The 26,860-nt window shown below is 56.7% G+C and carries 21 protein-coding genes and 3 tRNA genes; 17 read left to right on the top strand and 7 right to left on the bottom strand.

The window, feature by feature from the left end:
• The first annotated feature begins 180 nt into the window (after positions 1 to 180).
• The 10 genes from lgt (at position 181) to recD (ending at position 15,652) form a co-directional block, all read left to right on the top strand.
• Entirely contained in the window at positions 181 to 1,056 is an 876-nt protein-coding gene (gene lgt, locus ACR42C_RS18345; protein WP_316380104.1) for a prolipoprotein diacylglyceryl transferase, read from the top strand.
• Between the two features lie 6 nt (positions 1,057 to 1,062).
• Complete coding sequence (gene thyA, locus ACR42C_RS18340) at positions 1,063 to 1,857, top strand: thymidylate synthase (RefSeq protein ID WP_014885081.1); 795 nt, start codon at positions 1,063 to 1,065, stop codon at positions 1,855 to 1,857.
• Between the two features lie 211 nt (positions 1,858 to 2,068).
• The gene (locus ACR42C_RS18335) at positions 2,069 to 2,506 is read left to right on the top strand and encodes a prepilin peptidase-dependent protein (protein ID WP_239508660.1); all 438 of its coding nucleotides are present in this window, start codon (positions 2,069 to 2,071) and stop codon (positions 2,504 to 2,506) included.
• Positions 2,497 to 3,057, top strand: a complete 561-nt coding sequence (locus ACR42C_RS18330) for a prepilin peptidase-dependent protein (protein WP_116341824.1) — start codon at positions 2,497 to 2,499, stop codon at positions 3,055 to 3,057. Before ACR42C_RS18335 ends, ACR42C_RS18330 begins: the two co-directional genes overlap by 10 nt.
• Complete coding sequence (locus ACR42C_RS18325; protein ID WP_316380105.1) at positions 3,054 to 3,455, top strand: DUF2509 family protein; 402 nt, start codon at positions 3,054 to 3,056, stop codon at positions 3,453 to 3,455. The genes ACR42C_RS18330 and ACR42C_RS18325 overlap by 4 nt, the downstream gene beginning before the upstream one ends.
• On the top strand, positions 3,440 to 3,763 hold the full coding sequence (locus ACR42C_RS18320) for a prepilin-type N-terminal cleavage/methylation domain-containing protein (protein WP_316380106.1): 324 nt from the start codon (positions 3,440 to 3,442) through the stop codon (positions 3,761 to 3,763). Before ACR42C_RS18325 ends, ACR42C_RS18320 begins: the two co-directional genes overlap by 16 nt.
• Before the next feature lie 12 nt (positions 3,764 to 3,775).
• Positions 3,776 to 7,150: an exodeoxyribonuclease V subunit gamma gene (gene recC, locus ACR42C_RS18315; protein WP_316380107.1), complete on the top strand. Its 3,375-nt coding sequence runs from the start codon at positions 3,776 to 3,778 to the stop codon at positions 7,148 to 7,150.
• A 263-nt stretch (positions 7,151 to 7,413) separates the two neighbouring features.
• Positions 7,414 to 10,296: a pitrilysin gene (gene ptrA / locus ACR42C_RS18310; RefSeq protein ID WP_479984413.1), complete on the top strand. Its 2,883-nt coding sequence runs from the start codon at positions 7,414 to 7,416 to the stop codon at positions 10,294 to 10,296.
• Positions 10,293 to 13,835, top strand: a complete 3,543-nt coding sequence (gene recB / locus ACR42C_RS18305) for an exodeoxyribonuclease V subunit beta (RefSeq protein ID WP_320721100.1) — start codon at positions 10,293 to 10,295, stop codon at positions 13,833 to 13,835. The genes ptrA and recB overlap by 4 nt, the downstream gene beginning before the upstream one ends.
• The gene (gene recD / locus ACR42C_RS18300; RefSeq protein ID WP_320721099.1) at positions 13,832 to 15,652 is read left to right on the top strand and encodes an exodeoxyribonuclease V subunit alpha; all 1,821 of its coding nucleotides are present in this window, start codon (positions 13,832 to 13,834) and stop codon (positions 15,650 to 15,652) included. The genes recB and recD overlap by 4 nt, the downstream gene beginning before the upstream one ends.
• 34 nt (positions 15,653 to 15,686) lie before the next feature.
• Here the strand turns inward: recD and argA are convergent, their stop codons facing one another.
• Complete coding sequence (gene argA, locus ACR42C_RS18295; protein WP_316380111.1) at positions 15,687 to 17,018, bottom strand: amino-acid N-acetyltransferase; 1,332 nt, start codon at positions 17,016 to 17,018, stop codon at positions 15,687 to 15,689.
• A 226-nt stretch (positions 17,019 to 17,244) separates the two neighbouring features.
• On the opposite strand from argA, the gene amiC reads away from it, so the two are divergent.
• Complete coding sequence (gene amiC, locus ACR42C_RS18290) at positions 17,245 to 18,498, top strand: N-acetylmuramoyl-L-alanine amidase AmiC (RefSeq protein WP_014885071.1); 1,254 nt, start codon at positions 17,245 to 17,247, stop codon at positions 18,496 to 18,498.
• A gap of 88 nt (positions 18,499 to 18,586) precedes the next feature.
• Here the strand turns inward: amiC and ACR42C_RS18285 are convergent.
• The 3 genes from ACR42C_RS18285 to ACR42C_RS18275 form a co-directional block, all read right to left on the bottom strand.
• Positions 18,587 to 18,663 (bottom strand) — tRNA-Met (locus tag ACR42C_RS18285).
• A 33-nt stretch (positions 18,664 to 18,696) separates the two neighbouring features.
• Positions 18,697 to 18,773: transfer RNA gene (locus ACR42C_RS18280), tRNA-Met, on the bottom strand.
• Between the two features lie 34 nt (positions 18,774 to 18,807).
• Positions 18,808 to 18,884 (bottom strand) — tRNA-Met (locus ACR42C_RS18275).
• Positions 18,885 to 19,093: 209 nt separating this feature from the next.
• Between ACR42C_RS18275 and mltA the strand changes: the two genes are divergently transcribed.
• Together mltA and tcdA are read left to right on the top strand one after the other, a co-directional pair.
• Positions 19,094 to 20,191: a murein transglycosylase A gene (gene mltA / locus ACR42C_RS18270; RefSeq protein ID WP_316380112.1), complete on the top strand. Its 1,098-nt coding sequence runs from the start codon at positions 19,094 to 19,096 to the stop codon at positions 20,189 to 20,191.
• A gap of 75 nt (positions 20,192 to 20,266) precedes the next feature.
• A complete protein-coding gene (gene tcdA, locus ACR42C_RS18265) occupies positions 20,267 to 21,073 on the top strand; it encodes a tRNA cyclic N6-threonylcarbamoyladenosine(37) synthase TcdA (RefSeq protein ID WP_316380113.1) in 807 nt (268 codons plus the stop codon).
• On the opposite strand, the gene csdE is transcribed toward tcdA, so the two are convergent.
• Positions 21,064 to 21,510, bottom strand: a complete 447-nt coding sequence (csdE, locus tag ACR42C_RS18260) for a cysteine desulfurase sulfur acceptor subunit CsdE (protein ID WP_047364461.1) — start codon at positions 21,508 to 21,510, stop codon at positions 21,064 to 21,066. The genes tcdA and csdE overlap by 10 nt on opposite strands.
• Positions 21,510 to 22,715, bottom strand: a complete 1,206-nt coding sequence (csdA, locus tag ACR42C_RS18255; protein WP_316380114.1) for a cysteine desulfurase CsdA — start codon at positions 22,713 to 22,715, stop codon at positions 21,510 to 21,512. The genes csdE and csdA overlap by 1 nt, the downstream gene beginning before the upstream one ends.
• 192 nt (positions 22,716 to 22,907) lie before the next feature.
• Between csdA and ACR42C_RS18250 the strand changes: the two genes are divergently transcribed.
• The 4 genes from ACR42C_RS18250 to rlmM all read left to right on the top strand — a co-directional run bounded on the left by ACR42C_RS18250 (position 22,908) and on the right by rlmM (position 25,933).
• Positions 22,908 to 23,135 carry a YgdI/YgdR family lipoprotein gene (locus ACR42C_RS18250; RefSeq protein ID WP_008499648.1) on the top strand — a complete coding sequence of 76 codons (228 nt, stop codon included), beginning with the start codon at positions 22,908 to 22,910 and terminating at the stop codon, positions 23,133 to 23,135.
• A 352-nt stretch (positions 23,136 to 23,487) separates the two neighbouring features.
• Positions 23,488 to 24,405: a glycine cleavage system transcriptional regulator GcvA gene (gene gcvA, locus ACR42C_RS18245; protein ID WP_014885066.1), complete on the top strand. Its 918-nt coding sequence runs from the start codon at positions 23,488 to 23,490 to the stop codon at positions 24,403 to 24,405.
• Between the two features lie 39 nt (positions 24,406 to 24,444).
• On the top strand, positions 24,445 to 24,840 hold the full coding sequence (locus tag ACR42C_RS18240) for a DUF423 domain-containing protein (protein ID WP_028014272.1): 396 nt from the start codon (positions 24,445 to 24,447) through the stop codon (positions 24,838 to 24,840).
• Positions 24,833 to 25,933 carry a 23S rRNA (cytidine(2498)-2'-O)-methyltransferase RlmM gene (rlmM, locus tag ACR42C_RS18235; protein WP_028014271.1) on the top strand — a complete coding sequence of 367 codons (1,101 nt, stop codon included), beginning with the start codon at positions 24,833 to 24,835 and terminating at the stop codon, positions 25,931 to 25,933. Before ACR42C_RS18240 ends, rlmM begins: the two co-directional genes overlap by 8 nt.
• 121 nt (positions 25,934 to 26,054) lie before the next feature.
• On the opposite strand, the gene xni is transcribed toward rlmM, so the two are convergent.
• Entirely contained in the window at positions 26,055 to 26,810 is a 756-nt protein-coding gene (gene xni, locus ACR42C_RS18230) for a flap endonuclease Xni (RefSeq protein WP_116343497.1), read from the bottom strand.
• Between the last annotated feature and the right edge of the window lie 50 nt (positions 26,811 to 26,860).

Raw genomic sequence — 26,860 nt, 5'->3', positions numbered from 1 at the left:
AGAGGGCCAGGGTGAGGGGACCAGCGTGCACAAAACCCTATACACATCTTTTACATCTCTGGCGCATCCTCCGCGCCAGCCTTATGCTATGATTCGCAACTTTGGAGCCTCTGCTTAAGGCAGAATCGCATTTCTACCGCTGTCCACTTTCAGCGGAATAACAACATCTTGTGGTGACAGATGAACAGTGGTTATCTGCATTTTCCGGAGTTTGATCCGGTCATTTTCTCAGTAGGACCTGTTTCGCTTCACTGGTACGGTCTGATGTACCTGGTGGGCTTCGTTTTTGCAATGTGGCTCGCGGGCCGTCGCGCCAGCCGTCCTGGCAGCGGCTGGACCAAAAATGAAGTTGAAAACCTGCTATACGCAGGCTTCCTCGGCGTGTTCCTCGGTGGCCGTATTGGGTATGTTCTGTTCTATAACTTCCCGGTATTCCTGAACGATCCCCTCTATCTTTTCCGCGTCTGGGACGGCGGCATGTCTTTCCACGGCGGCCTAATTGGGGTGATCCTGGTGATGGTGATTTTTGCCAAACGCACCAAGCGCAACTTCTTCCAGGTGTCAGATTTTATCGCACCGCTGATCCCGTTTGGTCTCGGGGCTGGTCGTCTGGGCAACTTTATCAACGGTGAGCTGTGGGGCCGCGTTGACCCAAGCGTGCCGTACACGATGCTCTTCCCGGGCTCCCGCGCGGAAGATATCGCGCTGCTGCCGTCGCACCCGGAGTGGCAGCCCATTTTCGATACCTACGGCGTGCTGCCGCGTCATATGTCCCAGCTGTACGAACTGGCGCTGGAAGGCGTGGTGCTGTTTATCATTCTGAACCTGTTTATTCGCAAGCCGCGCCCGATGGGGGCTGTTTCCGGGCTGTTCCTGATTGGCTATGGCGCGTTCCGCATCATCGTCGAATTCTTCCGCCAGCCCGACGCCCAGTTTACCGGCGAATGGGTACAGTACATCAGCATGGGGCAGATCCTCTCCATTCCGATGATCGTAGCGGGTGCCATTATGATGATTTGGGCGTATCGTCGTCGTCCACAGCAACAACTTTCCTGAGGAATCATGAAACAGTATCTTGAATTGATGAAAAAAGTGCTCGATGAGGGCACGCCGAAAAACGACCGTACCGGTACCGGTACGCTCTCCATTTTTGGCCACCAGATGCGCTTCAATCTGCAAGAAGGCTTCCCTCTGGTGACGACAAAGCGCTGCCACCTGCGCTCTATCATTCATGAACTGCTCTGGTTCCTGCAAGGCGATACCAACGTTGCGTATCTGCACGAAAATAACGTCTCCATCTGGGACGAATGGGCAGATGAAAACGGCAACCTGGGCCCGGTATACGGCAAGCAGTGGCGCGCATGGCCAACGCCTGATGGCCGCCATATTGACCAGATCACAACCGTCATGAACCAGCTGAAAAACGATCCGGACTCGCGCCGAATCATCGTTTCTGCCTGGAACGTGGGTGAGCTGGATAAAATGGCGCTGGCACCGTGCCACGCGTTCTTCCAGTTCTATGTGGCCGACGGTAAGCTCTCCTGCCAGCTCTACCAGCGCTCCTGTGACGTGTTCCTGGGCCTGCCGTTTAACATTGCCAGCTATGCGCTGTTAGTCCACATGATGGCGCAGCAGTGTGACCTTGAAGTGGGTGATTTCGTCTGGACAGGTGGGGACACCCATCTCTACAGCAATCATATGGAACAGACGCATCTTCAGCTCACCCGCGAACCGCGTGCGCTGCCGAAGCTGATTATCAAACGCAAACCGGCATCAATCTTCGACTACCGCTTTGATGATTTTGAGATTGAGGGCTACGACCCGCATCCAGGCATCAAAGCGCCCGTCGCTATCTGATGCGATAAAGCGTGACACAACCGGTGCTGTTTAGCGCCGGTTTTTTTTCGTCTTCATCCCGTTTTACGAGGCGTTATCAAGAAAGCGTGCAACGCGTTGCAACACGCTCAATTCTTCGGATAACGCCTCGTAAAACCCTTATTCACCGCTCGCCACGCCCTCGTCGAATCGCCACACTTCCCGCATGAAAAAAGAGAACGGCTTTACGCTTATCGAAACGCTGGTGGCTGTCTCGCTGGTTGTCATACTCAGCGCCTCAGGTCTGTACGGCTGGGACAGCTGGCAGCGGCAGCAGCGGTTGTGGCAAACCGCCGACCAGGTGCGCGACTATCTGGTCTTTCTGCGCAACGACGCCAACCGGCACAACCGCGACCATCAAATTCGCCTTCAGCGGGTGGGCGAAAAGGAGTGCCTCGTGAGCTCAGCCGTACAAGGCTGTGAGAAGGGCAGCCCCTTTGTTCTGATTCCACTCTGGCCAGAGGTCGCGGTGAGCGAAGTCACGCCGTCATTAGGGTTCTATGGGTTAAGGGATACGGCATGGGCAGGGCGGATAAGGGTTCAAAGCCGTGCCGGAGAATGGCTGATCATAGTCTCAGACGGAGGGCGCATCAGAATGTGTAAGGTCTCACAGGGAGGTTCATGTCGATGAGACAGCGCGGTTTTTCGCTGACTGAAGTTCTGATTGCCACGGCCATCAGTAGCCTGTTGTTGATTGGCGCATCGCGCTTTTTACCCGGATTGCAGCGGGCGGTATTACTGCAATCCGGCCAGAGAGAGCTGGAAGAAGAGGTCTGGCAGCGCCTGTTTGCTTTCGGCAAACAGCTTCAGCGTGCGGGTTACTGTGCGGGGAACTGTCAGGGGCAAGGGCTGACGATCGCAAGGCAGGGCAGTTGCGTCATTGTGCGGTGGGATGCCAACAGTAACGGCCGCTGGGATCGTAGTGCATCAGAAAACGACAGCACCGGTTTTCGTCTGGAATCGGGCGCGCTGGAAACCCTGCGTGGGGCAACCTCGTGTGAAGGTAAGGGATGGGAAAAGCTCACGGACCCGGACAGGCTTGCGATTGCACACTTTGTGGTGAGGAAAGTTACACGCGCCGGGTTTGCGCCGGAGCTGAATATCGAACTGTCCGCCCTTCGCAAAGGCGAGCATGGGGAGCCTTATCAGGCGTTGTATACGGTCACGGGGTACAACCTGTGAACCGTCAACGCGGTATGTCTTCTCTGGGGCTGGTCCTGCTTTTGCTGGTGCTCGGTACCCTGATCCTCACTGGCCTAAACCAGCAACTCACCACGTTTAGTGCGCTCGTTGGCGGTGAAAGCCGTTCGCTACAGCAGCAGGCTTCTGTCCAGTCAGCGCTTGAGTGGGGACGCGTTCAGAACTGGTCACCCGACCCTGAAGTTCAGTGTAAAAAGGCACCCGCGTGGCGAGTGTGTTTGCGGCAACTGAGTGAGAACACTGTTTTACTCATTGCTGGAGTCAACGACCTGCTGCTCTGGCGTTCAGGAGAGAGCGTCGACGGTAAAATTCACTTTTCGCCTCACGGCTGGAGTGATTTTTGTCCGCTAGAGGAGCGTTCGCTATGCCAACTGCCATAAACAAAGAGAAAGGATTTAGCATGGTTGAGGTTCTGCTGGCGATGATGCTGCTGGTAATCATCGTCACGGCACTGGCCGGCTATCATCGGGCGCTGGCGGCGCGGTTTACCCTGTTTAACCAGTATCGCCAGCTCTGGCACCATGCATGGAATCAGGCACAGCTCTCGACAAATGTTCTGCCCGCAGGCTGGCAGGCCAGTCGGGTGCAGACAACGCACGCAGGATGTGTCAGCATCACGGTTACACTTATTTCTCCTCTGGGGCGACGCGGTGAGATAACGCGTCTGCATTGCCCGGTTAGCCAGTAGTCGGGAGCGTCTATGTTAAGGGTCTACCACTCAAATCGTCTGGATGTGCTGGAAGCGCTGATGGAATTTATCGTTGAGCGCGAGCGGCTTGACGATCCTTTTGAGCCAGAAATGGTGCTGGTGCAGAGCACCGGTATGGCACAGTGGCTGCAAATGTCGCTTTCCCGTAAGTTTGGCATTGCCGCGAACATTGATTTCCCGCTGCCCGCGAGCTTTATCTGGGATATGTTCGTGCGCGTGTTGCCAGACATTCCCGAACAGAGCGCCTTCAACAAGCAGGGCATGAGCTGGAAGCTGATGGCGCTACTGCCGGAAATGCTGCAACACGATGAATTCGCCATGCTGCGCCACTACCTCAATGACGATACCGATAAGCGCAAGCTGTTCCAGCTGGCGTCCCGCACCGCCGATCTCTACGACCAATACCTTGTTTACCGTTCTGACTGGTTAATTCGCTGGGAAGCGGGCGAGCTGGTTGAAGGACTACCGGAGGCGCAAATATGGCAGGCACCGCTGTGGAAAGCGCTGGTAGAGCATACGGAGAAGCTTGGGCAGCCTAAGTGGCACCGTGCCAACCTGTACGATCGGTTTATCTCAATACTCGAGAATGCGTCGGAGCGTCCAGCCCGACTGCCGTCACGCGTTTTTATCTGTGGGATATCCGCATTACCGCCTGTTTATCTGAAGGCCTTGTATGCGCTGGGTAAACATATTGATATTCATATTTTGTTCACCAACCCTTGCCGACAGTATTGGGGGGATATCCTCGACGAACGTTGGCTTGCGCGGCTGGTAACTCGCCAACGAAAGCGCCTTTTTGAAGAACGATCCGTCCCGCTGTTTAAAGACGGTTCGACTGCCGGGCAGCTTTTTGATGAAGACGGTATCCAGAACCTGCCCAATCCACTGCTTGCCTCATGGGGGAAGCTGGGGCGTGATTACATTCATATGCTCTCCGATATTACCTCATCAGGCGAGGGTGACGTTGACGCCTTTGTCGAGATCGCGCCGGATAGCCTGCTGCATAATATTCAATTAGATATTCTGGATCTGGAAAACCGTGCCGTTATGGGCGTGACGGCGAAAGAGTTTGAGCGCAGCGACAGCAAGCGGAAGCTGGATGCTGAGGATCGCAGTATCACGTTCCATGTTTGCCATAGCCCCCAGCGTGAGGTCGAAGTACTTCACGACCAGCTGCTGGCGATGCTGCAGGACGACCCTGAACTCACCCCGCGCGATATCGTGGTAATGGTGGCGGATATCGACAGCTACAGTCCCTTTATTCAGGCCGTTTTCGGCAGTGCGAGCGGGGAGCGGTACCTGCCTTATGCTATCTCTGACCGTCGTGCCCGCCAGTCTCACCCGGCATTGCAGGCATTTGTTACCCTGCTTTCACTGCCGGATAGCCGCTTTATCTCCGAAGATGTTCTGGCATTACTGGATGTTCCCGTGCTGGCCGCGCGCTTCAACATCAATGAAGAAGGGCTGCGCTACCTTCGCCAGTGGGTAAACGAATCAGGCGTTCGCTGGGGGATCGATGACGATAACGTCCAGGAGTTCGAGCTTCCCCCAACCGGGCAGCATACCTGGCGGTTTGGCCTGACGCGTATGCTGCTGGGCTACGCCATGGAGAGCAGCCAGGGCGAGTGGAACGAAGTGCTGCCTTACGATGAGTCCAGCGGTTTGATTGCTGAACTGGTAGGGCATTTAGCTTCTCTGCTGATGCAGCTAAACCGCTGGCGCCGTGAGCTAATGCAGCCGCGTCCGCTTGAAGCGTGGCTCCCGGTTTGCAGGGCGTTACTTAATGATTTCTTCCTGCCAGACAGTGACACCGAAGCGGCGATGGCGCTCATTGAAACGCAGTGGCAGGCTATCGTCGACGAGGGCGTGAATTCCCACTATCACGAGGCGATTCCTTTGTCGCTGCTGAGAGATGAGTTGACGCAGCGCCTTGACCAGGAGCGAATCAGCCAGCGTTTCCTGGCAGGCCCCATCAATATCTGTACCCTGATGCCAATGCGCTCAATTCCCTTTAAGGTGGTCTGTCTGCTCGGCATGAACGACGGTGTTTATCCTCGTGCCCTGGCACCGCTGGGGTTCGATTTGATGAGCGCAGATCCAAAGCGGGGTGACCGTAGCCGTCGCGATGATGACCGTTATCTCTTCCTTGAAGCGCTTATCTCTGCTCAAAGTAAGCTCTATATCAGCTATATCGGCCGCTCCATTCAGGACAACAGCGAGCGCTTCCCCTCCGTGCTGGTGCAGGAACTGGTGGACTATATTGGCCAGAGCCACTATCTGGCTGGCGATGACGCGCTTAACTGCGATGAAAGCGAGCAGCGGGTGAAGGCGCACATTACGTGTATCCACAGCCGCATGCCGTTTGACCCGGTAAACTATATTGTCAGCGAACAGCAGAGCTATGCCCGCGAATGGCTGCCGGCAGCGAAAAAAGAGGGACGAGCCCATACGGATTTCATTCAGCCGCTTGATCCGCTGCCCATTAGCACCCTGACTTTCGAACAGCTTCAGCGGTTTTGGGCGCACCCGGTTCGCGCCTTCTTCCAGCAGCGACTACAGGTCAATTTCCGTTCTGAAGAGAGTGAAATTCCGGATGCAGAACCCTTTACCCTGGAAGGGCTGGAGCGCTATCAGTTAAACCTCCAGTTGCTGAATGCGCTGGTTGAAGAGGAAGATGCTGACAAACTTTACCGCCGCTACCGCGCTGCTGGGCAACTGCCTTACGGGGCGTTTGGGGAAATTGTCTGGGAGGCGCAGTGCCAGGAGATGACCGCTCTGGCTGAGCGCGTAAGGGAGCACCGCCAGCCCGGACAAAGCATCGAAATCGATCTCCACAGCAATGGCGTACAGCTCACGGGCTGGCTAACCCAGGTTCAGCCCGATGGGCTACTGCGCTGGCGGCCTTCTTTGCTCAGCGTTTCACAAGGATTGCAACTCTGGCTGGAACATCTTGTCTACAGTGCGGGTGGCAATAAAGGCGAAAGCCGGATCTTCGTGCGCAAAGACGGCGAGTGGCGCTTCCCACCAATGGAGGCAGAACAGGCGTTACGCTATCTGTCTTTGTACATCGAGGGCTATCTTCAGGGAATGAACAAACCCCTCCTGCTACTGCCCGAAAGTGGCGGTGCGTGGATAAAAGCCTGTTATGACGCGCAGAATGATGCGATGTTAACGGACGAGGCTTCGCTGCAGAAAGCGCGCAGTAAATTTATGCAGGCCTATGAAGGAAACATGATGGTGCGCGGTGAAGGTGAGGATGTCTGGTATCAACGTTTATGGCGAACGCTTGAGCCAGAATACTTCGAAGCTATTACGGAAGAGGCGCAACGCTACCTGTTACCGTTGTTTAAATTTAATCAGTCCTGAGTGCTGTATAAAAATTGCGCAGTATGGGGTGTTCATTTATGATGCACTTCTTATCACGGACTGATGTACCCAAATAAAGAGATGTTGGCGTGTCCAGCACGCAGTTTGTTAATGATGTTTGCCCTAAGTAATTCGAGTTGCAGGAAGGCGGCAAGGGCGTGAATCCCAGGGAGCTTACATGGGTAAGTGACTGGGGTGAACGCATGCAGCCGACGCACATGCAACTTGAAGTATGACGGGATAGCCGTGATAAAGAGGTCGTAATGCCAGGCAGCACCTTGTTCAAAGCATTTATTTTGTTTGTCGCCCTTTGGGCGCCCGTCACTCAGGCAGACTCCGGTTGGCAACCCGTCCAGGAAACTATCCGTAAGAGCGAAAAAGATACCCGCCAGTATCAGGCTATTCGCCTTGATAACGGTATGACCGTGCTGCTGGTTTCCGATCCGCAGGCGGTGAAATCCCTCTCGGCGTTAGTGGTGCCGGTTGGATCGCTGGAAGATCCTGAGGCGCATCCGGGGCTGGCGCATTACCTCGAACACATGACGCTGATGGGCTCTAAAAAATATCCGCAGCCGGATAGCCTGTCCGAATTTCTGAAAATGCACGGTGGCAGCCACAACGCCAGTACGGCACCGTACCGCACGGCCTTTTATCTCGAAGTCGAAAATGACGCGCTGGCAGGGGCGGTTGATCGTCTTGCCGATGCCATCGCCGCGCCGCTGCTGGATAAAAAATACGCTGACCGCGAGCGCAACGCCGTCAATGCGGAGCTGACCATGGCCCGTACCCGGGACGGTATGCGCATGGCGCAGGTCAGCGCCGAAACGATCAACCCGGCGCATCCTGGGTCACGTTTCTCGGGCGGTAACCTGGAGACGCTGAGCGATAAACCGGGAAGCCCGGTCATTGACGCCCTCCATGCGTTTCGCGACAAATACTACTCTGCCAACCTGATGAAGGCGGTTATTTACAGCAACAAACCGTTGCCGGAGCTTGCTGGCCTGGCGGCACAAACGTTTGGCCGGGTGCCGAATAAAAATATCGCCCTGCCGAAGATAGACGTACCGGTTGTCACGGACGCGCAAAAAGGGATCATCATCCACTACGTCCCTGCCATGCCCCGCAAAGTGCTGCGCGTTGAGTTCCGCATTGATAACAACACCGCCCAGTTCCGCAGCAAAACCGACGAGCTGGTGACCTACCTGATTGGTAACCGCAGCCCGGGAACCTTATCTGACTGGCTGCAAAAACAGGGACTGGTGGAAGGGATCCGCGCCGATTCCGATCCCGTGGTAAACGGCAACAGCGGCGTGCTGGCGATCTCCGCCACCCTGACCGACAAAGGGCAGGCCAACCGTGATGAAGTGGTTGCGGCTATCTTTAGCTACCTCTCTTTACTGCGCGAGAAAGGCGTCGATAAACGCTACTTTGATGAACTGGCGCACGTGTTGGATCTCGATTTCCGTTACCCGTCCATTACCCGCGATATGGATTACGTGGAGTGGCTGGCAGATACCATGATCCGTGTACCGGTGGCGCACACGCTTGACGCGGTCAATATTGCCGATCGTTATGATGCCGAGGCGGTTAAAGCGCGCCTGGCGATGATGACGCCGCAGAATGCCCGCATCTGGTACATCAGCCCGAACGAACCGCATAACAAGACGGCGTACTTTGTTGATGCTCCTTATCAGGTAGACAAAATCAGCGACCAGACCTTCGCCGACTGGCAGAAGAAGGCCGGTGAGATTGCGTTGAAGCTGCCGGAGCTGAACCCCTATATCCCGGATGATTTCTCGCTGATCAAAACGACTAAGGATTATCCGCACCCGGAGCTTATTATTGATGAGCCGACGCTGCGCGTGGTGTATACCCCAAGCCGTTATTTCTCGAGCGAGCCAAAGGCCGATGTCAGCGTGGTCCTGCGTAACCCTAAAGCTATGAACAGCGCCAAAAATCAGGTGATGTTCGCGCTCAATGACTATCTGGCCGGTATCGCGCTCGATCAGCTCAGCAACCAGGCGGCCGTGGGCGGGATCAGCTTCTCTACCAACGCCAACAACGGTTTGATGCTTAATGCAAATGGCTATACCCAGCGTTTGCCTCAGCTTTTCAAGGCGCTGCTGGAGGGCTACTTTAGCTACACGCCAACGGAAGAGCAGCTTGAGCAGGCTAAATCCTGGTATGCGCAGATGATGGATTCAGCAGAGAAGGGCAAAGCTTACGATCAGGCGCTTATGCCTGCGCAAATGCTGTCGCAAATACCTTATTTCCAGCGTGAAGAACGCCGTGCATTGCTGCCATCAATCTCATTAAAAGAGGTGCTGGCTTACCGTGACGCGCTGAAAACTAACACGCGCCCGGAATTTCTTATCGTCGGCAATATGAGCGAAGATCGGGCCAAAACGCTGGCAGAGAATGTTCGCACGCAGCTCGGTTCGAAAGGCGACGAGTGGTGCCGCAACCAGGACGTGCTGGTTGAGAAAAAACAGAATGTGATTTTTGAAAAAGCGGGGAGTAGCACCGATTCCGCGCTGGCCGCGGTGTTTGTGCCAACGGGCTATGATGAATTCTCCAGCTCTGCGCAAAGCGCCGTTCTGGGACAGATCGTTCAACCCTGGTTCTATAACCAGCTGCGCACAGAAGAGCAGCTTGGCTACGCGGTGTTTGCCTTCTCGATGAACGTAGGCCGTCAGTGGGGGCTGGGCTTCCTGCTGCAAAGCAGCGACAAACAACCGGCCTATCTCTGGCAGCGCTATCAGGCGTTCTTCCCGCAGGTGGAAGCAAAACTGCGCGCCATGAAGCCGGAAGAGTTTGCCCAGATCCAGCAGGCCGTCATCGCGCAGGTGATGCAGCCGCCGCAGACGCTGGGCGAAGAGGCCTCGCAGCTGAGCAAAGATTTCGATCGCGGTAATCTGAAATTTGATTCGCGTGATAAAGTAGTGGCCGAGATAAAACAGCTGACGCCGCAGAAGGTTGCCGACTTCTTCCATCAGGCGGTCATTAAGCCGCAGGGGATCACCATTCTGTCCCAGGTTTCCGGTAGCCAGAACGGGAAAACGGAGTACGTGAACCCGAAAGGCTGGGTAGTCTGGAAGAGCGTCAGCGCGCTGCAGCAATCTATGCCCTGGAGTAAGAAAGAATGACCGACACCGCTGAGTCCCTTGATCCCTTACGTTTACCTCTGCAGGGTGAACGATTGATTGAAGCCTCAGCGGGAACCGGAAAAACGTTCACCATCGCCGCGCTCTATCTGCGCCTGCTGTTAGGGCTTGGCGGCAACGCCGCTTTTCCACGGCCTTTGAGCGTGGAAGAGCTGCTGGTGGTCACCTTCACCGAGGCCGCCACCGCTGAGCTGCGCGGTCGTATTCGGACCAACATCCACGAACTGCGCATCGCCTGTCTGCGCCAAAGCACGGATAACCCTCTCTACGCGAGCCTTCTGGAAGAGATAGCCGATAAGCAACAGGCAGCCCAGTGGCTGCTCCTCGCAGAACGGCAGATGGACGAAGCGTCCGTCTTCACCATTCACGGTTTTTGCCAGCGCATGCTGAGCCTGAACGCGTTTGAATCCGGCATGCTGTTTGAACAACAACTCATCGAAGATGAATCCGTGCTTCGCTATCAGGCCTGCGCGGATTTCTGGCGTCGCCACTGCTATCCGTTACAGCGAGATATTGCCGAAGCGGTACATGCGTTGTGGAAGGGGCCTGAAGCGCTGCTGCGCGCCATCGATCGTTATCTTCAGGGGGAAGCGCCGGTCATCAAATCTCCACCGCCAGCGGATGAAACCCTGGCTTCCTGCCATGAAAAAATCATCGCGAAAATTGCCGACATCAAGCAAAAATGGATTGAGTCAGTCGGCGAGATTGACGCGATCATCGAGAATTCCGGGATCGACCGACGTAAGTTCAATCGCGGCAATCAGGGCAAATGGATCGAGAAGATCAGCGCGTGGGCGCAGGAAGAGACGCGCGGTTACCAGCTCCCGGATGCGCTGGAGAAATTCTCCCGGCGTTTCCTGGTTGAGCGGACCAAAGCCGACGGCATCGTGCCTGAACATCCCCTGTTTGTGGCGATTGAAAACCTGCTGGCGGAACCCCTGACGCTCAACGATCTGATGATCGTCCGTGCCATGACTGAGATTCGCGACGCCGTCGCGCGCGAAAAGCGCCGCCGGGGCGAGCTGGGGTTCGACGATATGCTGAGTCGACTTGATGCGGCGCTGTGCAGTGAAAATGGCGAAGCGCTTGCCGCCGCGATTCGCACCCGCTTTCCGGTGGCGATGATCGACGAATTTCAGGATACCGACCCTCAGCAGTACCGCATTTTCCGCCGTATCTGGCGTCAGCAGCCCGGCACCGCGTTGTTGTTAATCGGCGATCCGAAACAGGCCATTTACGCCTTTCGCGGTGCGGATATTTTTACCTATATGAAAGCCCGCAGCGAGGTTGACGCGCACTACACGCTCGACACCAACTGGCGCTCTTCGCCCGGCATGGTGGAAAGCGTCAATGCGCTGTTCAGCCGCATGGATACGGCGTTTATGTTCCGGGAGATCCCTTTCCAGCCGGTCAAATTCGCCCCGAAAAATACCACCCTGCGCTTCGAGTTTAACGGCGAAACTCAGCCCGCCATGAACTTCTGGCTGCTGGATGGGGAAGGCTGGGGCGTCGCGGACTATCAAAATGCTATGGCCCAGCACTGTGCCGCGCAAATCCGTGACTGGCTCAGCGCAGGCGCGCGCGGTGATGCGTTGCTGTGGAAGGAGGATAAACCAGCCCCGGTAAAGGCATCCGATATCACGGTGCTGGTGCGCAGCCGTCAGGAGGCCGCGCTCATCCGCGACGCCCTGACGCTACTGAATATTCCCTCCGTCTACCTCTCCAACCGCGACAGCGTCTTTGAAACGCTGGAAGCCCTGGAGATGCTGTGGCTGCTTCAGGCCGTCCTGGCCCCGGAGCGGGAAAGCACGCTGCGCAGCGCCTTAGCGAGCGCGATGCTCGGGCTGAACGCGCGTGACATTGATGCGCTCAACAATGACGAAGCCGCGTGGGATTCTGTGGTAGACGAGTTTGTTCGCTACCGTGAAAAATGGCAGAAACGTGGCGTGATGGCGATGGTGCGTGAGCTTATGGCACAGCGTCACATTGCGGAGAATATGCTGGCGACAGCGGGCGGCGAGCGCCGTCTAACCGATATTTTGCATATCAGCGAGCTGCTCCAGGAAGCGGGTACGCAGCTGGAGAGCGAGCATGCCCTGGTGCGCTGGCTTGCCCAGCAGATTGCCGACCCGAACAGCAACTCCTCAAGCCAGCAGATGCGCCTCGAGAGCGATAAACATCTGGTGCAGATCGTCACCATTCACAAGTCGAAAGGGCTGGAGTATCCGCTGGTCTGGCTGCCGTTTATCGCCAATTATCGCGTGCAGGACCAGGCCTTTTACCACGATCGCGAGTCGTTCGAAGCGGTACTCGATCTCAGCAACGCGGAGTCCAGCCTTGAGCTGGCCGAAGCCGAGCGTCTCGCGGAAGACCTGCGCCTGCTCTATGTGGCGCTGACCCGTTCGGTCTGGCACTGTTCCCTGGGCGTCGCGCCACTGTTCCGTCGCCGTGGCGAAAAGAGCGGCGAGAGTGATTTTCATCTGAGCGCGCTAGGGCGGCTTATACAGCGCGGCGAACCCAAAGATGCTGCCGGTCTGCGCCAGTGCATCGAATCACTTTGCTCAGAGCATGTTGCCCTGCATATTCCATCCCAGCCCGACAGCAGTCGCTGGCAGACGCTGGAGCAGGGAGAGTCAGCGCTGCATGCCCGCGAGGTGACGCGCACCATTGCTGACGACTGGCGCGTCACCAGTTACTCCGGTTTACAGCAGCACGGGCAGAGTATCGCGCAGGATCTGATGCCAAAACTGGACGTGGATGCCGCTGGGGCCGGTAGCGTGCCCGTCGAGCCGGTGCTCACGCCGCACCAGTTCCCGCGCGGCGCCTCACCGGGCACGTTTTTGCACAGCCTCTTTGAAGAGCTGGATTTTACCCAGCCGGTCTCTGAAGAGTGGGTGCTGAAGATGCTGCAGAGCGGCGGCTACGACGCGCAGTGGCTGCCGGTTCTCACTGAATGGATCCGCGCTATTCTGCACGCGCCGCTCACGGCGCAGGGGATCTCGCTGAGCCAGCTGACCGCCAAAGATAAGCAGGTGGAGATGGAGTTTTATCTCCCCATCGCCAGCCCGCTCAGGGCCGAGGCGCTTGATGCGTTGATCCGCGAGCACGATCCGTTATCCGCCGGGTGCGCGCCTCTCAACTTCCGCCAGGTGCAGGGAATGCTGAAAGGCTTTATCGACCTGGTTTTCCGCCACGAAGGGCGCTACTACCTGCTGGATTACAAATCGAACTGGCTGGGTGAAAACAGCGAAGCCTATACCCAGCAGGCGATGGCCTCAGCGATGCAAATGCATCGCTACGATCTGCAGTACCAGCTCTACACCCTCGCGCTGCACCGCTACCTGCGCCATCGCATGGCCGATTATCGTTACGAAGACCATTTCGGCGGTGTCATTTACCTGTTCCTGCGCGGCGTGGATGCGAACGACCCGCGTTCGGGTATCTTCAGCACCCGTCCGGCTGCGGAGTTGATTGAAAAGATGGATAACCTGTTTGCTGCAAGCACGGAGGAGGTGGCATGACGATGCAGGCGCTACTGCTGGAAGCAGTTGAACAACGAACACTTCGCCACCTGGACGTGCAGTTTGCCATGATGGTGGCGGGCGAGGAGCCTGCCGTTATGCTCGCCGCCGCGATCCTGAGTAAAGACGCGGGGGAGGGACATGTGTGTCTTCCACTGTCGCGTCTGGTGGTGGATGAAAAAATGCCCCCGGCGTTACAGGCGTGTTTCGCGCTGCTGGGTAAGGCGGTGGACTGGCAGGCGATATTACTCGGCTCGCCTGCCGTGAGTGGAGCCGATACCGGGACGCCAATGATCCTTGTCGGCGAGCGTTTGTATCTGAACCGGCTGTGGCGTAACGAACTGACGGTAGCGCGCTTTTTCAGCGAGACCAACGCCCCGCTTCCCTGTGATGAAGCGCAGCTCCGGCACACGCTGGATACGCTGTTTACCTCTGACGACGAGACAGACTGGCAGAAAGTGGCGGCAGCGGTGGCGTTAACGCGGCGGATCTCAGTGATTTCGGGCGGCCCGGGCACCGGGAAGACGACCACCGTGGCAAAGCTGCTTGCCGCGCTGATTCAGTTATCGGGTGAGAAAAAATGTCGTATTCGCCTGGCGGCACCCACCGGTAAAGCGGCTGCGCGTCTGACGGAGTCGTTAGGCGGGGCGCTGCAAAAACTGCCGCTTACCGGAGATCAGCTTGCGCTTTTCCCTAACGAAGCCAGCACGCTGCACCGCTTGCTTGGCGCGCAGCCGGGTAGCCAGCGTCTGCGCTACCATGCCGGTAACCCACTGCACCTGGACGTGCTGGTGGTGGATGAAGCATCGATGATTGACCTGACGATGATGTCGCGGTTGATTGACGCTTTGCCGCCGCACGCGCGCGTCATTTTCCTCGGAGACCGCGATCAGCTTGCCTCCGTGGAGGCCGGGGCTGTGCTGGGCGATATCTGCACCTATGCCAGCCTCGGGTATACCGCAGAACGCGCTGAGGAGCTGGCGCGCCTGACCGGATGCTCGCTCGCGGCTGAAAACCATGTACTTGCGGGAGCGCTGCGCGACAGCCTGTGCCTGCTGCAAAAAAGCTACCGTTTTGGCAGCGACTCCGGCATTGGCCAGCTTGCAGCGGCGGTGAACCGGGGCGACCGGCACACGACCTGTGCGGTATTTGACGGCACCTTCACCGATATTGAGAAAAAATCGCTGCAAACCGGGGAAGAATATCAGGCGATGCTGGATGACGCTCTTCTGGGGTACCAACGTTTTCTGACGGGCGTACAGCAGCAAAGCGCGCCGGAGCAGGTTATTGCTGCGTTTGGCGAATACCAGCTGCTCTGCGCGCTCAGAGAAGGGCCCTTTGGCGTCAGCGGCCTGAACGACAGGCTGGAACAGTTGCTGGCGCAAAAGCGTAAAATCAGCCGTACCCCGCACTCGCGCTGGTATGAAGGCCGGCCGGTGATGATCTCCCGCAACGACAGCGCGCTGGGGTTGTTTAACGGGGATATCGGGATTGCGCTCGATCGCGGACAGGGGCTCCGCGTCTGGTTCCAGATGCCGGACGGTAGCGTGAAGTCCTTCCAGCCGAGCCGCTTGCCCGAGCATGAGACCGCCTGGGCGATGACGGTGCATAAATCCCAGGGCTCCGAGTTTAACCATGCGGCGCTGATCCTGCCCACACAGCTTTCCCCCGTCGTTACCCGCGAGCTGATCTACACCGCCATTACGCGCGCGCGTCAGCGTCTGTCGCTGTATACCGATGAACGGGTGCTGGTGCAGGCGATCGCCACCCGAACGGAACGCCGAAGCGGGCTGAGCGCGATATTTGAGTCCCTCTGAACGAAAGCCCTCGCCGGACGGTGAGGGCGTCGTATCATCCCAGGTCAGCCATCAGCACTTTTGAACGGCGCTGATAGTTGTACATCTCTTTCTTCGTTTCCGGCAGGGAATCAATATCCACCGGCGTGAACCCGCGCTCCTGGAACCAGTGAATGCTGCGCGTCGTCAGGACGAACAGCTTGCTCAGCCCCATCTGACGCGCCTGTGCCGCCACGCGCTCAAGCAGCATTTCACCGCGTGAAGAGCTGCGGTAATCCGGGTGCACCGCCACGCAGGCCATTTCTCCGATCTTCTCTTCCGGGAACGGGTAGAGCGCGGCGCAGGCGATGGTCAGGTTATCGCGCTGGATAATAGTGAATTTGTCGATCTCCATCTCCAGCTGCTCGCGGGAGCGACGAACCAGGATACCCTGCTGTTCCAGCGGGCGGATCAGCTCCAGAATGCCGCCGATATCGTTGATGGTGGCGCGGCGAATTTGCTCCGCACTCTCCATCACAATCTGGGTGCCAATACCGTCGCGGGAGAACAGCTCCTGCAGCAGGGCGCCGTCTTCCTGATAGCTGATCAGGTGGCTACGGCGCACGCCGCTGCGGCAGGCCTTCACGGCGCCACGCAGGAAGCGGACGGTGCCGGAGTAGTAATCCCCTTCGGCTTCCAGCGCTTCCACGCGGGCCTGGGCTTCGTTAGGGAAGAGTTCCGGCACAATCACCCCTTCATCGTTTACGACGCCCTGGGAAGAGCAAAACCCAATCATTTTTTCCGCCTTCAGCTTGATCGCCAGCTGGGTGGCAATCTCTTCAGACGTCAGGTTAAAGCTTTCGCCAGTTACGGAAACGGCCACCGGCCCCATCAGCACGATGGCACCGCTGTCCAGCTGACGGTGAATGGCCTCTTCATCAATACGACGAATGCGGCCGCTGTGGCAGTAATCCACGCCATCGTCCACGCCGAGCGGCTGAGCGATGATGAAGTTGCCGCTCACGACGTTAATATGCGCGCCCTGTAGCGGCGTGTTGTTCAGGCTCATCGACAGGCGAGCAGTGATATCAAGCTGCAGCAGTCCCGCCGCCTGTTTCACCAGCTCAAGGGTTTTAGCATCCGTGACGCGGGTGTGTTTGTGGTAAATCGGCTCGTGGTGGTGAGCAGCCAGGTTGGCATCGATCTGCGGGCGAGCGCCATAGACCACCACCAGGCGGATCCCGAGGCTGTGCAGCAGGCCGATGTCATTGACGATGCTGGAAAAATTTTCATGCTCAATGGCTTCGCCGCCAAGCATGATGACAAACGTTTTTCCCCGATGGGCGTTGATATAGGGAACAGAATGGCGGAATCCCTGGACCAGTTCGGTTCTACGTTCCTTCACCATGGCACAACCCTTAATGAATGTTTATTCGTAATTTCTGTATTTTTATTCGATTGTGGTCGCGGGTGCAAGTGCAAATTTTCTGCGACCTACAGAAATTAATAAGTAATCCGTGCGTTAGCGTATGATTGTTTACCCTTTTATAGATGACAGTTTATGCGTCATTCGTTAAAGTTTTCGGTCAATCTGCACTTTTGTATATCAGTTTGTTTTCTTGCTCGGGAGAAGCATGTCGGGATCCAATTCAGCAATAAGCCGCCGCCGTTTGTTAAAAGGGGCCGGGGCAATGTGGTTGCTTAGCGTCAGCCAGGTCGGTCTTGCCGCCACGAGTCAGGTGGTTGCGGTGCGCGTCTGGCCGTCGTCGACCTATACTCGTGTGACGGTTGAATCCAATCGCGTGCTGAAATATAAGCAATTTGCCCTCAGCAACCCGGAACGTGTGGTGGTGGATCTCGAAGGCGTTAACCTCAACTCCGTGCTGAAAGGCATGGCGGCGCAGATCCGCGGTGACGATCCGTTTATTAAATCGGCGCGCGTCGGGCAGTTTGATCCGCAAACCGTGCGCATGGTGTTTGAACTGAAGCAGAACGTTAAGCCGCAGCTGTTTGCCCTGGCGCCCGTTGCGACGTTTAAAGAGCGCCTGGTGATGGATCTCTACCCGGCGAATGCGACGGATATTCAGGATCCGCTTCTCGCCCTGCTGGAGGACTACAACAAAGGCGATCTTCAGCGTCAGGTGCCCCCTGCCCAAAGCGGCCCGCAGCCGGGGAAAGCAGGGCGCGATCGTCCGATTGTAATCATGCTCGATCCCGGCCACGGCGGCGAAGACTCCGGTGCGGTGGGGAAATACCATACGCGTGAAAAAGACGTGGTGCTGCAAATTGCCCGTCGGCTGAAGGCGTTAATTGATAAAGAGGGCAATATGCGCGCCTACATGACGCGCAATGAGGATGTCTTTATTCCGCTGAAGGTTAGGGTGGCGAAAGCGCAGAAGCAGCGGGCCGATTTGTTCGTCTCGATCCATGCGGACGCCTTTACCAGCCGCCAGCCGAGCGGCTCGTCGGTGTTTGCGCTCTCAACCAAAGGCGCGACCAGTACCGCAGCAAGATATCTTGCGGATACCCAGAACGCCTCGGACCTGATCGGTGGCGTGAGCAAAAGCGGCGACCGCTACGTCGACCACACCATGTTCGACATGGTGCAGTCCCTGACCATTAACGACAGCCTGAAGTTTGGTAAAGCGGTGCTGGGCAAGCTGGGGAACATCAATAAGCTGCACAAAAACAGCGTTGAGCAGGCCGGGTTCGCGGTGCTGAAGGCACCGGATATCCCGTCCATTCTGGTGGAAACCGCGTTTATCAGTAACGTTGAAGAAGAGCGTAAGCTCAAGACGGCAAAGTTCCAGCAGGAGGTGGCGGAGTCGATTCTGGCGGGGATACGGGCGTATTTCTCAGACGGGGCGACGCTGGCGCGGCGCGGGTAGGTTTTTAGCCGGGTGAAATGCCCGGCAAATTCACAAACGGCAGATACAAAAAAACACCCTTAAGGGTGTTTATTGTTTTTAGAAGTGTTGGTTGCGGGGGCCGGATTTGAACCGACGACCTTCGGGTTATGAGCCCGACGAGCTACCAGGCTGCTCCACCCCGCGGCACCGTACTTCTTATCTTTTCTAAAATTTGATTGGTTGCGGGGGCCGGATTTGAACCGACGACCTTCGGGTTATGAGCCCGACGAGCTACCAGGCTGCTCCACCCCGCGTCACCGTACTGCTTATACTTCATCAAATTTTAATTGGTTGCGGGGGCCGGATTTGAACCGACGACCTTCGGGTTATGAGCCCGACGAGCTACCAGGCTGCTCCACCCCGCGTCCGTGGAAGCGCACTATACTCGGATAGGTTTGTGATGCAACCCCTTTTTCACATAAATCATTAACTTTGTATGTAAATTGAACGGCATTGCGTCATTTGGACTATTTTTTGCTCAGAATTTGCCAAAGGGCATGCGATCGCATTTCATTCGCTTTGTCGGTTTGTTATCTTCATCACGCGGAAATGGGCAACTTAAAGACGAGATATAATGAAAGGACGTTGGGCGAAGTATCTAATGGCGGGCGCAATGGTGGTGATTCTTGCGGCCTGTTCTTCCAAACCGACCGATCGCGGTCAGCAGTATAAAGACGGGAAGTTATCCCAGCCTTTCTCTTTAGTTAATCAGCCTGATGCTGTTGGCGCGCCGATCAACGCCGGTGATTTCTCCGAGCAGGTCTACCAGATCCGCAACGCGTCGCCGCGTCTGTATAGCTCACAGAACAATGTTTATAGCGCGGTACAGGACTGGCTGAAAGCGGGCGGCGATACGCGCAACATGCGCCAGTTTGGTATTGATGCCTGGCAGATGGAAGGGGCGGATAACTACGGCAACGTCCAGTTCACCGGCTATTACACGCCCGTGATTCAGGCGCGACACACGCGCCAGGGCGAGTTCCAGTACCCTATCTACCGTATGCCGCCAAAACGCGGCCGTCTGCCGTCCCGCGCCGAAATCTACGCCGGTGCGCTGAGTGAAAACTACGTCCTGGCCTACAGCAACTCCCTGATGGATAACTTCATCATGGACGTGCAGGGCAGCGGCTACATTGATTTTGGCGACGGTTCGCCGCTCAACTTCTTCAGCTATGCCGGGAAAAACGGCCATGCCTACCGCAGCATCGGTAAGGTCCTCATCGACCGCGGCGAAGTGAAGAAAGAAGATATGTCGATGCAGGCGATCCGCGAGTGGGGCGAAAAGCACAGTGAAGCCGAGGTGCGTGAGCTTCTTGAGCAGAACCCGTCGTTCGTCTTCTTTAAACCGCAAAACTTTGCCCCGGTGAAAGGCGCCAGCGCGGTACCGCTGATTGGCCGTGCCTCGGTGGCATCGGATCGTTCTATCATTCCTGCGGGTACCACGCTGCTGGCGGAAGTCCCTCTGCTCGACAACAACGGCAAGTTCAACGGCAAGTATGAGCTGCGTCTGATGGTAGCCCTGGATGTGGGCGGAGCGATTAAGGGCCAGCACTTTGATATCTATCAGGGGATTGGCCCAGACGCAGGCCATCGCGCGGGCTGGTATAACCACTACGGGCGCGTATGGGTGCTGAAGGCGGCGCCGGGCACCGGAAACGTATTCAGCGGCTGATTGTGGTATTCTGAGCGCAATACGGATTATTGTTCAGGGTGAGGATAACCTCACCCTTTTTACATCTGAGGTTTTATGTCTGTGGTAATCAGCGATGCCTGGCGCCAGCGTTTTGGCGGCACGGCACGTCTCTATGGTGAAAAAGCCCTGCAGCTGTTTGCGGATGCGCACGTCTGCGTTGTGGGCATTGGCGGTGTCGGTTCCTGGGCGGTGGAAGCGCTGGCGAGAACCGGGATTGGCGCGATCACGCTGATTGATATGGATGACGTTTGTGTGACCAACACTAACCGCCAAATCCACGCCCTGCGCGATAACGTCGGCCTGGCGAAGTCCGAGGTGATGGCGGAGCGCATCCGTTTGATCAACCCGGAGTGCCGCGTGACGGTGATTGACGACTTTGTGACGGCAGATAACGTCGCGGAGTATATGAGCAAAGGCTACAGCTACGTGATTGACGCTATCGACAGCGTGCGGCCAAAAGCGGCGCTGATCGCTTACTGCCGTCGTTACAAGGTGCCGCTGGTCACGACGGGCGGCGCGGGTGGGCAAATCGATCCCACGCAGATTCAGGTGGCCGATCTGGCGAAAACTATTCAGGATCCGCTGGCAGCCAAGCTGCGTGAACGCCTGAAGAGCGACTTCAACGTGGTGAAGAACAGCAAGGGCAAGCTGGGCGTCGACTGCGTATTCTCCACCGAAGCGCTGGTCTACCCGCAGGCGGATGGTTCAGTCTGTGCAATGAAAAGCACGGCGGAAGGGCCAAAACGCATGGACTGCGCTTCAGGCTTTGGGGCGGCCACCATGGTAACCGCCTCCTTTGGCTTTGTGGCGGTCTCTCACGCACTGAAGAAGATGATGGCGAAGGCGGAACGTCAGGCCTGAGCCTGACGGGCTGCGTCCAGCACTGCATCGCTGAGCGCGATTAGACCCTGACCGCGCGAGGCGCTCAGCTGCGCGCGCAGCCCCAGCTCGTCGAACAGCGCCAGCGGTGAATGCGTTAACAATTCCGCCGCGCTTTTCCCCTCTATGGCGGTTAACAACACCGCCAGCAGCCCGCGTACGATGCGTCCTTCGCTGTCGCCAAAGAAATGCAGCTTCTCACCGGAGACGCTCACGCCCAGCCAGACGCGGTTTTCACAGCCTGCGATCTCTTTCGCCTGCGCTTTGAGATCGTCTGAAAGGGCAGGGAGCTGTTTACCCAGCAGGATCAGCTGTCGATATTTATCTTCCCACTGCTGGAGCGGGGCGAAGGTCTGTTTTAAGGTCTCTTCTGTGATGACCGTGCCAAACGGATGTCCGGCTAAAGCAGCGCTAGTCATTAATCCACCAGTATTTCAAGGGCGCGGTCAACGGCGGCAACCAGCGCGTCGACATCGCTTTGAGTGTTATATGGCGCAAACGAGGCGCGCAGCGTACCGTTAACGCCGAGCGCCGCCAGCAGCGGCTGGGCGCAGTGTTGTCCGGCGCGCAGGGCAATGCCGTACCCGGCCAGCAGCGTCACCATGTCGCTATGATGCACGCCAGCAAAATCAAAGGCGAGCAGGCTGGAGTCCTGAACGCGGAACGAGCGGAAACCCGGGCGTTTTTTCAACTCTTCTTCGGCAAGAGTGGCAAGGCCCCGGCTCCAGCTTTCAGCCTGTACAATGTCTGTTTCAGCCAGCCACTCCAGCGCCGCGCTTAAGCCAATGACGCCCGCCACGTTCGGCGTACCGGCTTCCAGACGATAGGGGACATCCTGCGTTTTGAAGCCATCGAACGACACTTCGGTAATCATTTTGCCGCCACCGAGCCACGGCGTCATTTTTGCCAGCAGTTCCGGCTTACCGTACAGCGCGCCAATCCCGGTTGGCCCGTAGAGCTTATGTCCTGAGAAGGCATAGAAGTCGATATCCAGCGCCTGCACATCAGCAGGGAAATGGACCACGCCCTGAGCGCCGTCGACCATCACCACCACGCCGCTGGCATGGGCAATCTCAATGGCGCGAGCCAGATCCGGACAGCCACCGGTAACGTTGGACATCTGCCCCAGCGCCAGGATACGGCTGCGGGGGGTAATCAGCTCGGGGAGACGGGCCACCTCTGGCAGCAAGTCTGCACCTAACGGGAGCTTTACAACGCGCGCCCCCGTTTGCTCCGCCACCATCAGCCACGGCACCAGGTTAGCGTGGTGTTCCGCCTCGCTGACGATGATCTCATCGCCCGGCTGAAGCAGCGGGCGGGCATAACACTGGGCCACCATATTGATGGCTTCGGTCGTGCCGCGCGTCCAGACGATATTTTTCCCGCTTTCGGCATTGAGCAGGCGAGCGACCTGGTCCCGTGCGGCTTCGTAGCGCGCGGTCAGTCGCTGCGCTTCGGTAAACTGGCTGCGATGCACGTTCCCGGCGCTCAGGCTGTAGAACTGCTGCGTGGCCTCGATCACCGCCTGAGGCTTCAGGGCCGTGGCGGCGCTATCAAGGTAAATACCGGCATCGGCCAGCGCCGAAAACTGTGCGCGAAACTGCGCAGGACTGAAAGCGTTCATGGAATTCCTCGTGTCGATAGAGAGATCGTCGCGCAATTTCAGCGGCAGAGCAAGGAGGTTGATATCTATCAGAATTGTCTGCTTATCCTTACGACCTCAAAAAAGCAGGTTATGCTAAATAGTGTTAGGCGGATGTTTTAGCCTGTTATAAATCGAGGTTTGAATAGCATTAATTGCTAAAGGAGAATAATCATGAATAAGACAGCTGCAATCATTTCTGCCTGTGCGTTTACTTTTGCCCTGAGCGCCTGTTCCGGTAACAATTACGTGATGCACACCAACGATGGTCGTTCTATCGTTTCGGAAGGGAAACCGACTACTGATAACGATACCGGGATGATTTCGTATAAAGATGCTAACGGGAACAAGCAGCAGATCAACCGCACGGACGTGAAAGAGATGAAAGAGATCGAGCACTAACCACCGATCGCAGGCGAAAAAAAAGCACCGCAAATTGGCGGTGCTACATTAATCACTATGGACAGACAGGGTAAATGTACAGGAAGTGAAAAATTGGTAGCGTTGCTACCGTGGTCTGAATCGCAGACCAATTGCAAACACAACAACACAACATCACAACCGTAAGCCAAAAGCCCTTCAGAACACGCATTCCGAAAAAAGCTCTTCGTTCCGGCTCAGGAAGTGCCGCCACTATAGGTATTTGCTGGTAGTTCCTCAACGGACAAATTATAATGGCTCAGATAAAAAAAACTAATAGGTTAAACGTTGTTTCCTGTTTGTTAAATTCCGTTAACATCTAAGCCAGATAACCATGTCAAAGCGATTGCCACCCCTTAACGCATTACGGGTTTTTGATGCAGCAGCACGTCACCTGAGCTTCACCCGTGCGGCAGATGAGCTTTTTGTGACACAGGCCGCAGTAAGTCACCAAATCAAGTCTCTGGAGGATTTCCTGGGCCTTAAGCTGTTCCGCCGACGCAATCGTTCATTGCTGTTGACTGAAGAGGGGCAGAGCTATTTTCAGGATATAAAAGAGATTTTTTCCCAGCTAACGGAAGCCACGCGTAAGCTGCAGGCCCGCAGTGCAAAAGGTGCCCTGACTGTTAGTTTATTGCCCAGTTTTGCCATTCAGTGGCTGGTGCCAAGGCTCTCAAGCTTTAACTCAGCTTATCCGGGGATCGACGTTCGAATCCAGGCGGTGGATCGTCAGGAAGACAAGCTGGCCGATGATGTGGATGTCGCCATTTTTTATGGTCGCGGTAACTGGCCGGGCTTGCGTGTTGAGAAATTATACGCAGAATATCTGCTGCCGGTCTGTTCGCCTCTGCTTTTAACGGGCGATAAAGCGCTGAAAACACCCGCTGACCTTGCGCAGCATACGCTTTTACATGATGCCTCTCGCCGCGACTGGCAAACTTATACCCGTCAATTAGGTCTTAGTCATATAAACGTGCAGCAGGGCCCCATTTTTAGCCACAGTGCGATGGTGCTACAGGCTGCCATTCACGGACAGGGCGTGGCGTTGGCGAATAACGTCATGGCGCAGTCCGAAATTGAGGCAGGCCGTCTGGTTTGCCCTTTTAATGATGTACTGGTCAGCAAGAATGCGTTTTATCTGGTTTGTCATGACAGTCAGGCAGAACTGGGTAAAATAGCCGCCTTCCGGCAGTGGATACTGGCGAAAGCGGCAAGCGAGCAAGAAAAATTCCGCTTCAGGTATGAACAATAACGTTTGTGTGCCGGGCACGCATCAATTCAGGACTTAAACATGACCAGCCGATTCATGCTGATTTTTGCCGCGGTGAGTGGCTTTATTTTTGTTGCACTGGGCGCCTTTGGCGCGCACGTATTGAGCAAGTCTTTGGGCGCCGTCGAGATGGGCTGGATCCAGACCGGCCTTGAATACCAGGCGTTCCATACGCTGGCTATTTTTGGGCTGGCGGTGGCGATGCAGCGCCGGATCAGCATCTGGTTTTACTGGAGTAGCGTATTTATGGCGCTGGGTACCGTGCTGTTCAGCGGCAGCCTTTACTGTCTGGCACTCTCGCATTTGCGCCTCTGGGCGTTTGTTACACCTGTCGGCGGCGTCAGCTTCCTGGCGGGATGGGTATTAATGTTTATCGGAGCTATCCGTCTGAAACGCAAGGGCGTTGTTCATGAATAAGGTTGTTTTATATTGTCGCCCGGGGTTTGAGAAAGAGTGCGCCGCGGAAATTACCGATAAAGCGGCGAAGCGTGAAGTCTTCGGTTTTGCCCGCGTCAAAGAGAATGCGGGTTATGTGGTATTCGAATGTTATCAGCCTGAAGACGCCGACAAGCTGGCGCGCGAGCTGCCGTTCAGCTCGCTGATCTTCGCCCGCCAGATGTTCGTCGCGGGTGAGCTGCTGAAAGACCTTCCGCCAGAAGATCGCATCACGCCGATTGTGGGCATGCTGCAGGGCGTGGTGGAGAAGGGCGGCGACCTGCGCGTTGAGGTTGCCGATACCAACGAAAGCAAAGAGCTGATGAAGTTTTGCCGTAAGTTCACCGTGCCGCTGCGCGCTGCGCTGCGTGACGCGGGCATACTGACGAACTACGAAACGCCGAAGCGTCCGGTTGTGCATATCTTCTTTATCGCACCGGGCTGCTGCTATGCGGGCTATTCGTACACCAATAACAATTCGCCATTCTTTATGGGCATCCCGCGTCTGAAGTTCCCGGCAGATGCGCCGAGCCGTTCAACCCTGAAGCTGGAAGAGGCGTTTCACGTCTTTATCCCGGCAGATGAGTGGGACGAGCGTCTGGCAAACGGCATGTATGCCGTCGACCTTGGCGCGTGCCCGGGCGGCTGGACCTATCAGCTGGTGAAACGCAACATGTGGGTGTCGTCTGTGGATAACGGCCCGATGGCGCAAAGCCTGATGGATACCGGGCAGGTGACCTGGCTGCGTGAGGACGGTTTCCGCTATCGCCCAACCCGCAACAACATCTCCTGGATGGTGTGCGACATGGTGGAGAAGCCGGCGAAAGTTGCCGCGCTGATGGCCTCCTGGCTGGTGAACGGCTGGTGCCGTGAGACCATTTTCAACCTCAAGCTGCCGATGAAAAAGCGCTACGAGGAGGTATCCCAGAACCTGGCCTATATTCAGGCACAGCTGGATGAGCACGGTATTAACGTGGAGATCCAGGCGCGTCAGTTGTACCACGACCGTGAAGAGGTGACGGTGCACATTCGTCGCTGGTGGGCGGCTGTAGGCGGACGTCGCGACGAGCGATAATTCAATGTTTCCCCTCACCCTAACCCTCTCCCCGGAGGGGAGAGGGGATTGCTCGGTGCTGTCTTTTCACCCTCGCCCCTTTGGGGAGAGGGCCGGGGTGAGGGGGGGGGGGGGCCGGCTATTACCGTTCTAACCTTAACTGCTGCAAATTCCCGTCCAGCTGTAAATCCGTTCGTAACGTCGCTACATCCCGGCAGATAAACGCCATCTCTTTATGCGCTTCCAGCTTCTTGCGCCATTTTTCCGGCACGTCATCCAGACGAGAGTAAATTCCTTCCAGGCTCTGAAAGTCCGTCAGCAGCTGGGCGGCGCTCTTCGGCCCTATGCCTGCAACCCCCGGCACCTTTGAGCTGCTTATCCCCGCCAGCCCCCAGTAGTCAGGCAATTGCTCTGGCGAAACGCCAAACTCGCTGGCAATGAAGGGGGCATCGAGCCAGCGTTTCTGGAAATAATCGCGAATGCGGATCGTGGGTGAAAGGAGCTGGCAGTAGCCTTTGTCGGTTGAAACGATCGTCGCCTGGTGTCCTGCGCTGGCCACCTTTACCGCAAGCGTCGCGGCCAGGTCGTCAGCTTCATTGCCGTGTGCGCCCCAGCAGGGGACGCCGCGCTGCTCAAAGGCGGCACGCAAGGCGGGCATTTCGGCATGCAGATCGTCCGGCATTGGCGCGCGTCCGGCCTTGTAGTCGGGCAGGCGCTGATGTCGCCAGCCGCTGTTGCGCGCTTCGTCATCAAACACGGCCACGACATGCGTCGGTTCGCTGTGGCGAATGAGCTGCTCCAGCGCGTGCAGGCAGGTGTCCTTGCAGGGCGTGCCTTGTACCGCATGGATCCGGCGAATCAGATTGAGCGCGTCGACGATAAGCAAATGAACAGCCACAGATATTCTCCCTTAAATCTAATGGGTAAAGGGTATCACTGTCGGCAGGA

The organism is Enterobacter sp. MG-EB028 (genome assembly GCF_056673305.1).
The sequence above is the reverse complement of the archived record's forward strand: the minus strand, read 5'-3'. Positions and strand labels throughout refer to the sequence as shown.

Coding starts and splice junctions, on each gene's coding strand:
- ACR42C_RS18250 (WP_008499648.1), top strand. CDS start 22,908: ATGAATAAGACAGCTGCAATCATTTCTGCCTGTGCGTTTACTTTTGCC.
- recC (WP_316380107.1), top strand. CDS start 3,776: ATGTTAAGGGTCTACCACTCAAATCGTCTGGATGTGCTGGAAGCGCTG.
- lgt (WP_316380104.1), top strand. CDS start 181: ATGAACAGTGGTTATCTGCATTTTCCGGAGTTTGATCCGGTCATTTTC.
- mltA (WP_316380112.1), top strand. CDS start 19,094: ATGAAAGGACGTTGGGCGAAGTATCTAATGGCGGGCGCAATGGTGGTG.
- gcvA (WP_014885066.1), top strand. CDS start 23,488: ATGTCAAAGCGATTGCCACCCCTTAACGCATTACGGGTTTTTGATGCA.
- ptrA (WP_479984413.1), top strand. CDS start 7,414: ATGCCAGGCAGCACCTTGTTCAAAGCATTTATTTTGTTTGTCGCCCTT.
- ACR42C_RS18320 (WP_316380106.1), top strand. CDS start 3,440: ATGCCAACTGCCATAAACAAAGAGAAAGGATTTAGCATGGTTGAGGTT.
- ACR42C_RS18240 (WP_028014272.1), top strand. CDS start 24,445: ATGACCAGCCGATTCATGCTGATTTTTGCCGCGGTGAGTGGCTTTATT.
- csdA (WP_316380114.1), bottom strand. CDS start 22,715: ATGAACGCTTTCAGTCCTGCGCAGTTTCGCGCACAGTTTTCGGCGCTG.
- rlmM (WP_028014271.1), top strand. CDS start 24,833: ATGAATAAGGTTGTTTTATATTGTCGCCCGGGGTTTGAGAAAGAGTGC.
- tcdA (WP_316380113.1), top strand. CDS start 20,267: ATGTCTGTGGTAATCAGCGATGCCTGGCGCCAGCGTTTTGGCGGCACG.
- argA (WP_316380111.1), bottom strand. CDS start 17,018: ATGGTGAAGGAACGTAGAACCGAACTGGTCCAGGGATTCCGCCATTCT.
- recB (WP_320721100.1), top strand. CDS start 10,293: ATGACCGACACCGCTGAGTCCCTTGATCCCTTACGTTTACCTCTGCAG.
- thyA (WP_014885081.1), top strand. CDS start 1,063: ATGAAACAGTATCTTGAATTGATGAAAAAAGTGCTCGATGAGGGCACG.
- ACR42C_RS18330 (WP_116341824.1), top strand. CDS start 2,497: ATGTCGATGAGACAGCGCGGTTTTTCGCTGACTGAAGTTCTGATTGCC.
- amiC (WP_014885071.1), top strand. CDS start 17,245: ATGTCGGGATCCAATTCAGCAATAAGCCGCCGCCGTTTGTTAAAAGGG.
- csdE (WP_047364461.1), bottom strand. CDS start 21,510: ATGACTAGCGCTGCTTTAGCCGGACATCCGTTTGGCACGGTCATCACA.
- recD (WP_320721099.1), top strand. CDS start 13,832: ATGACGATGCAGGCGCTACTGCTGGAAGCAGTTGAACAACGAACACTT.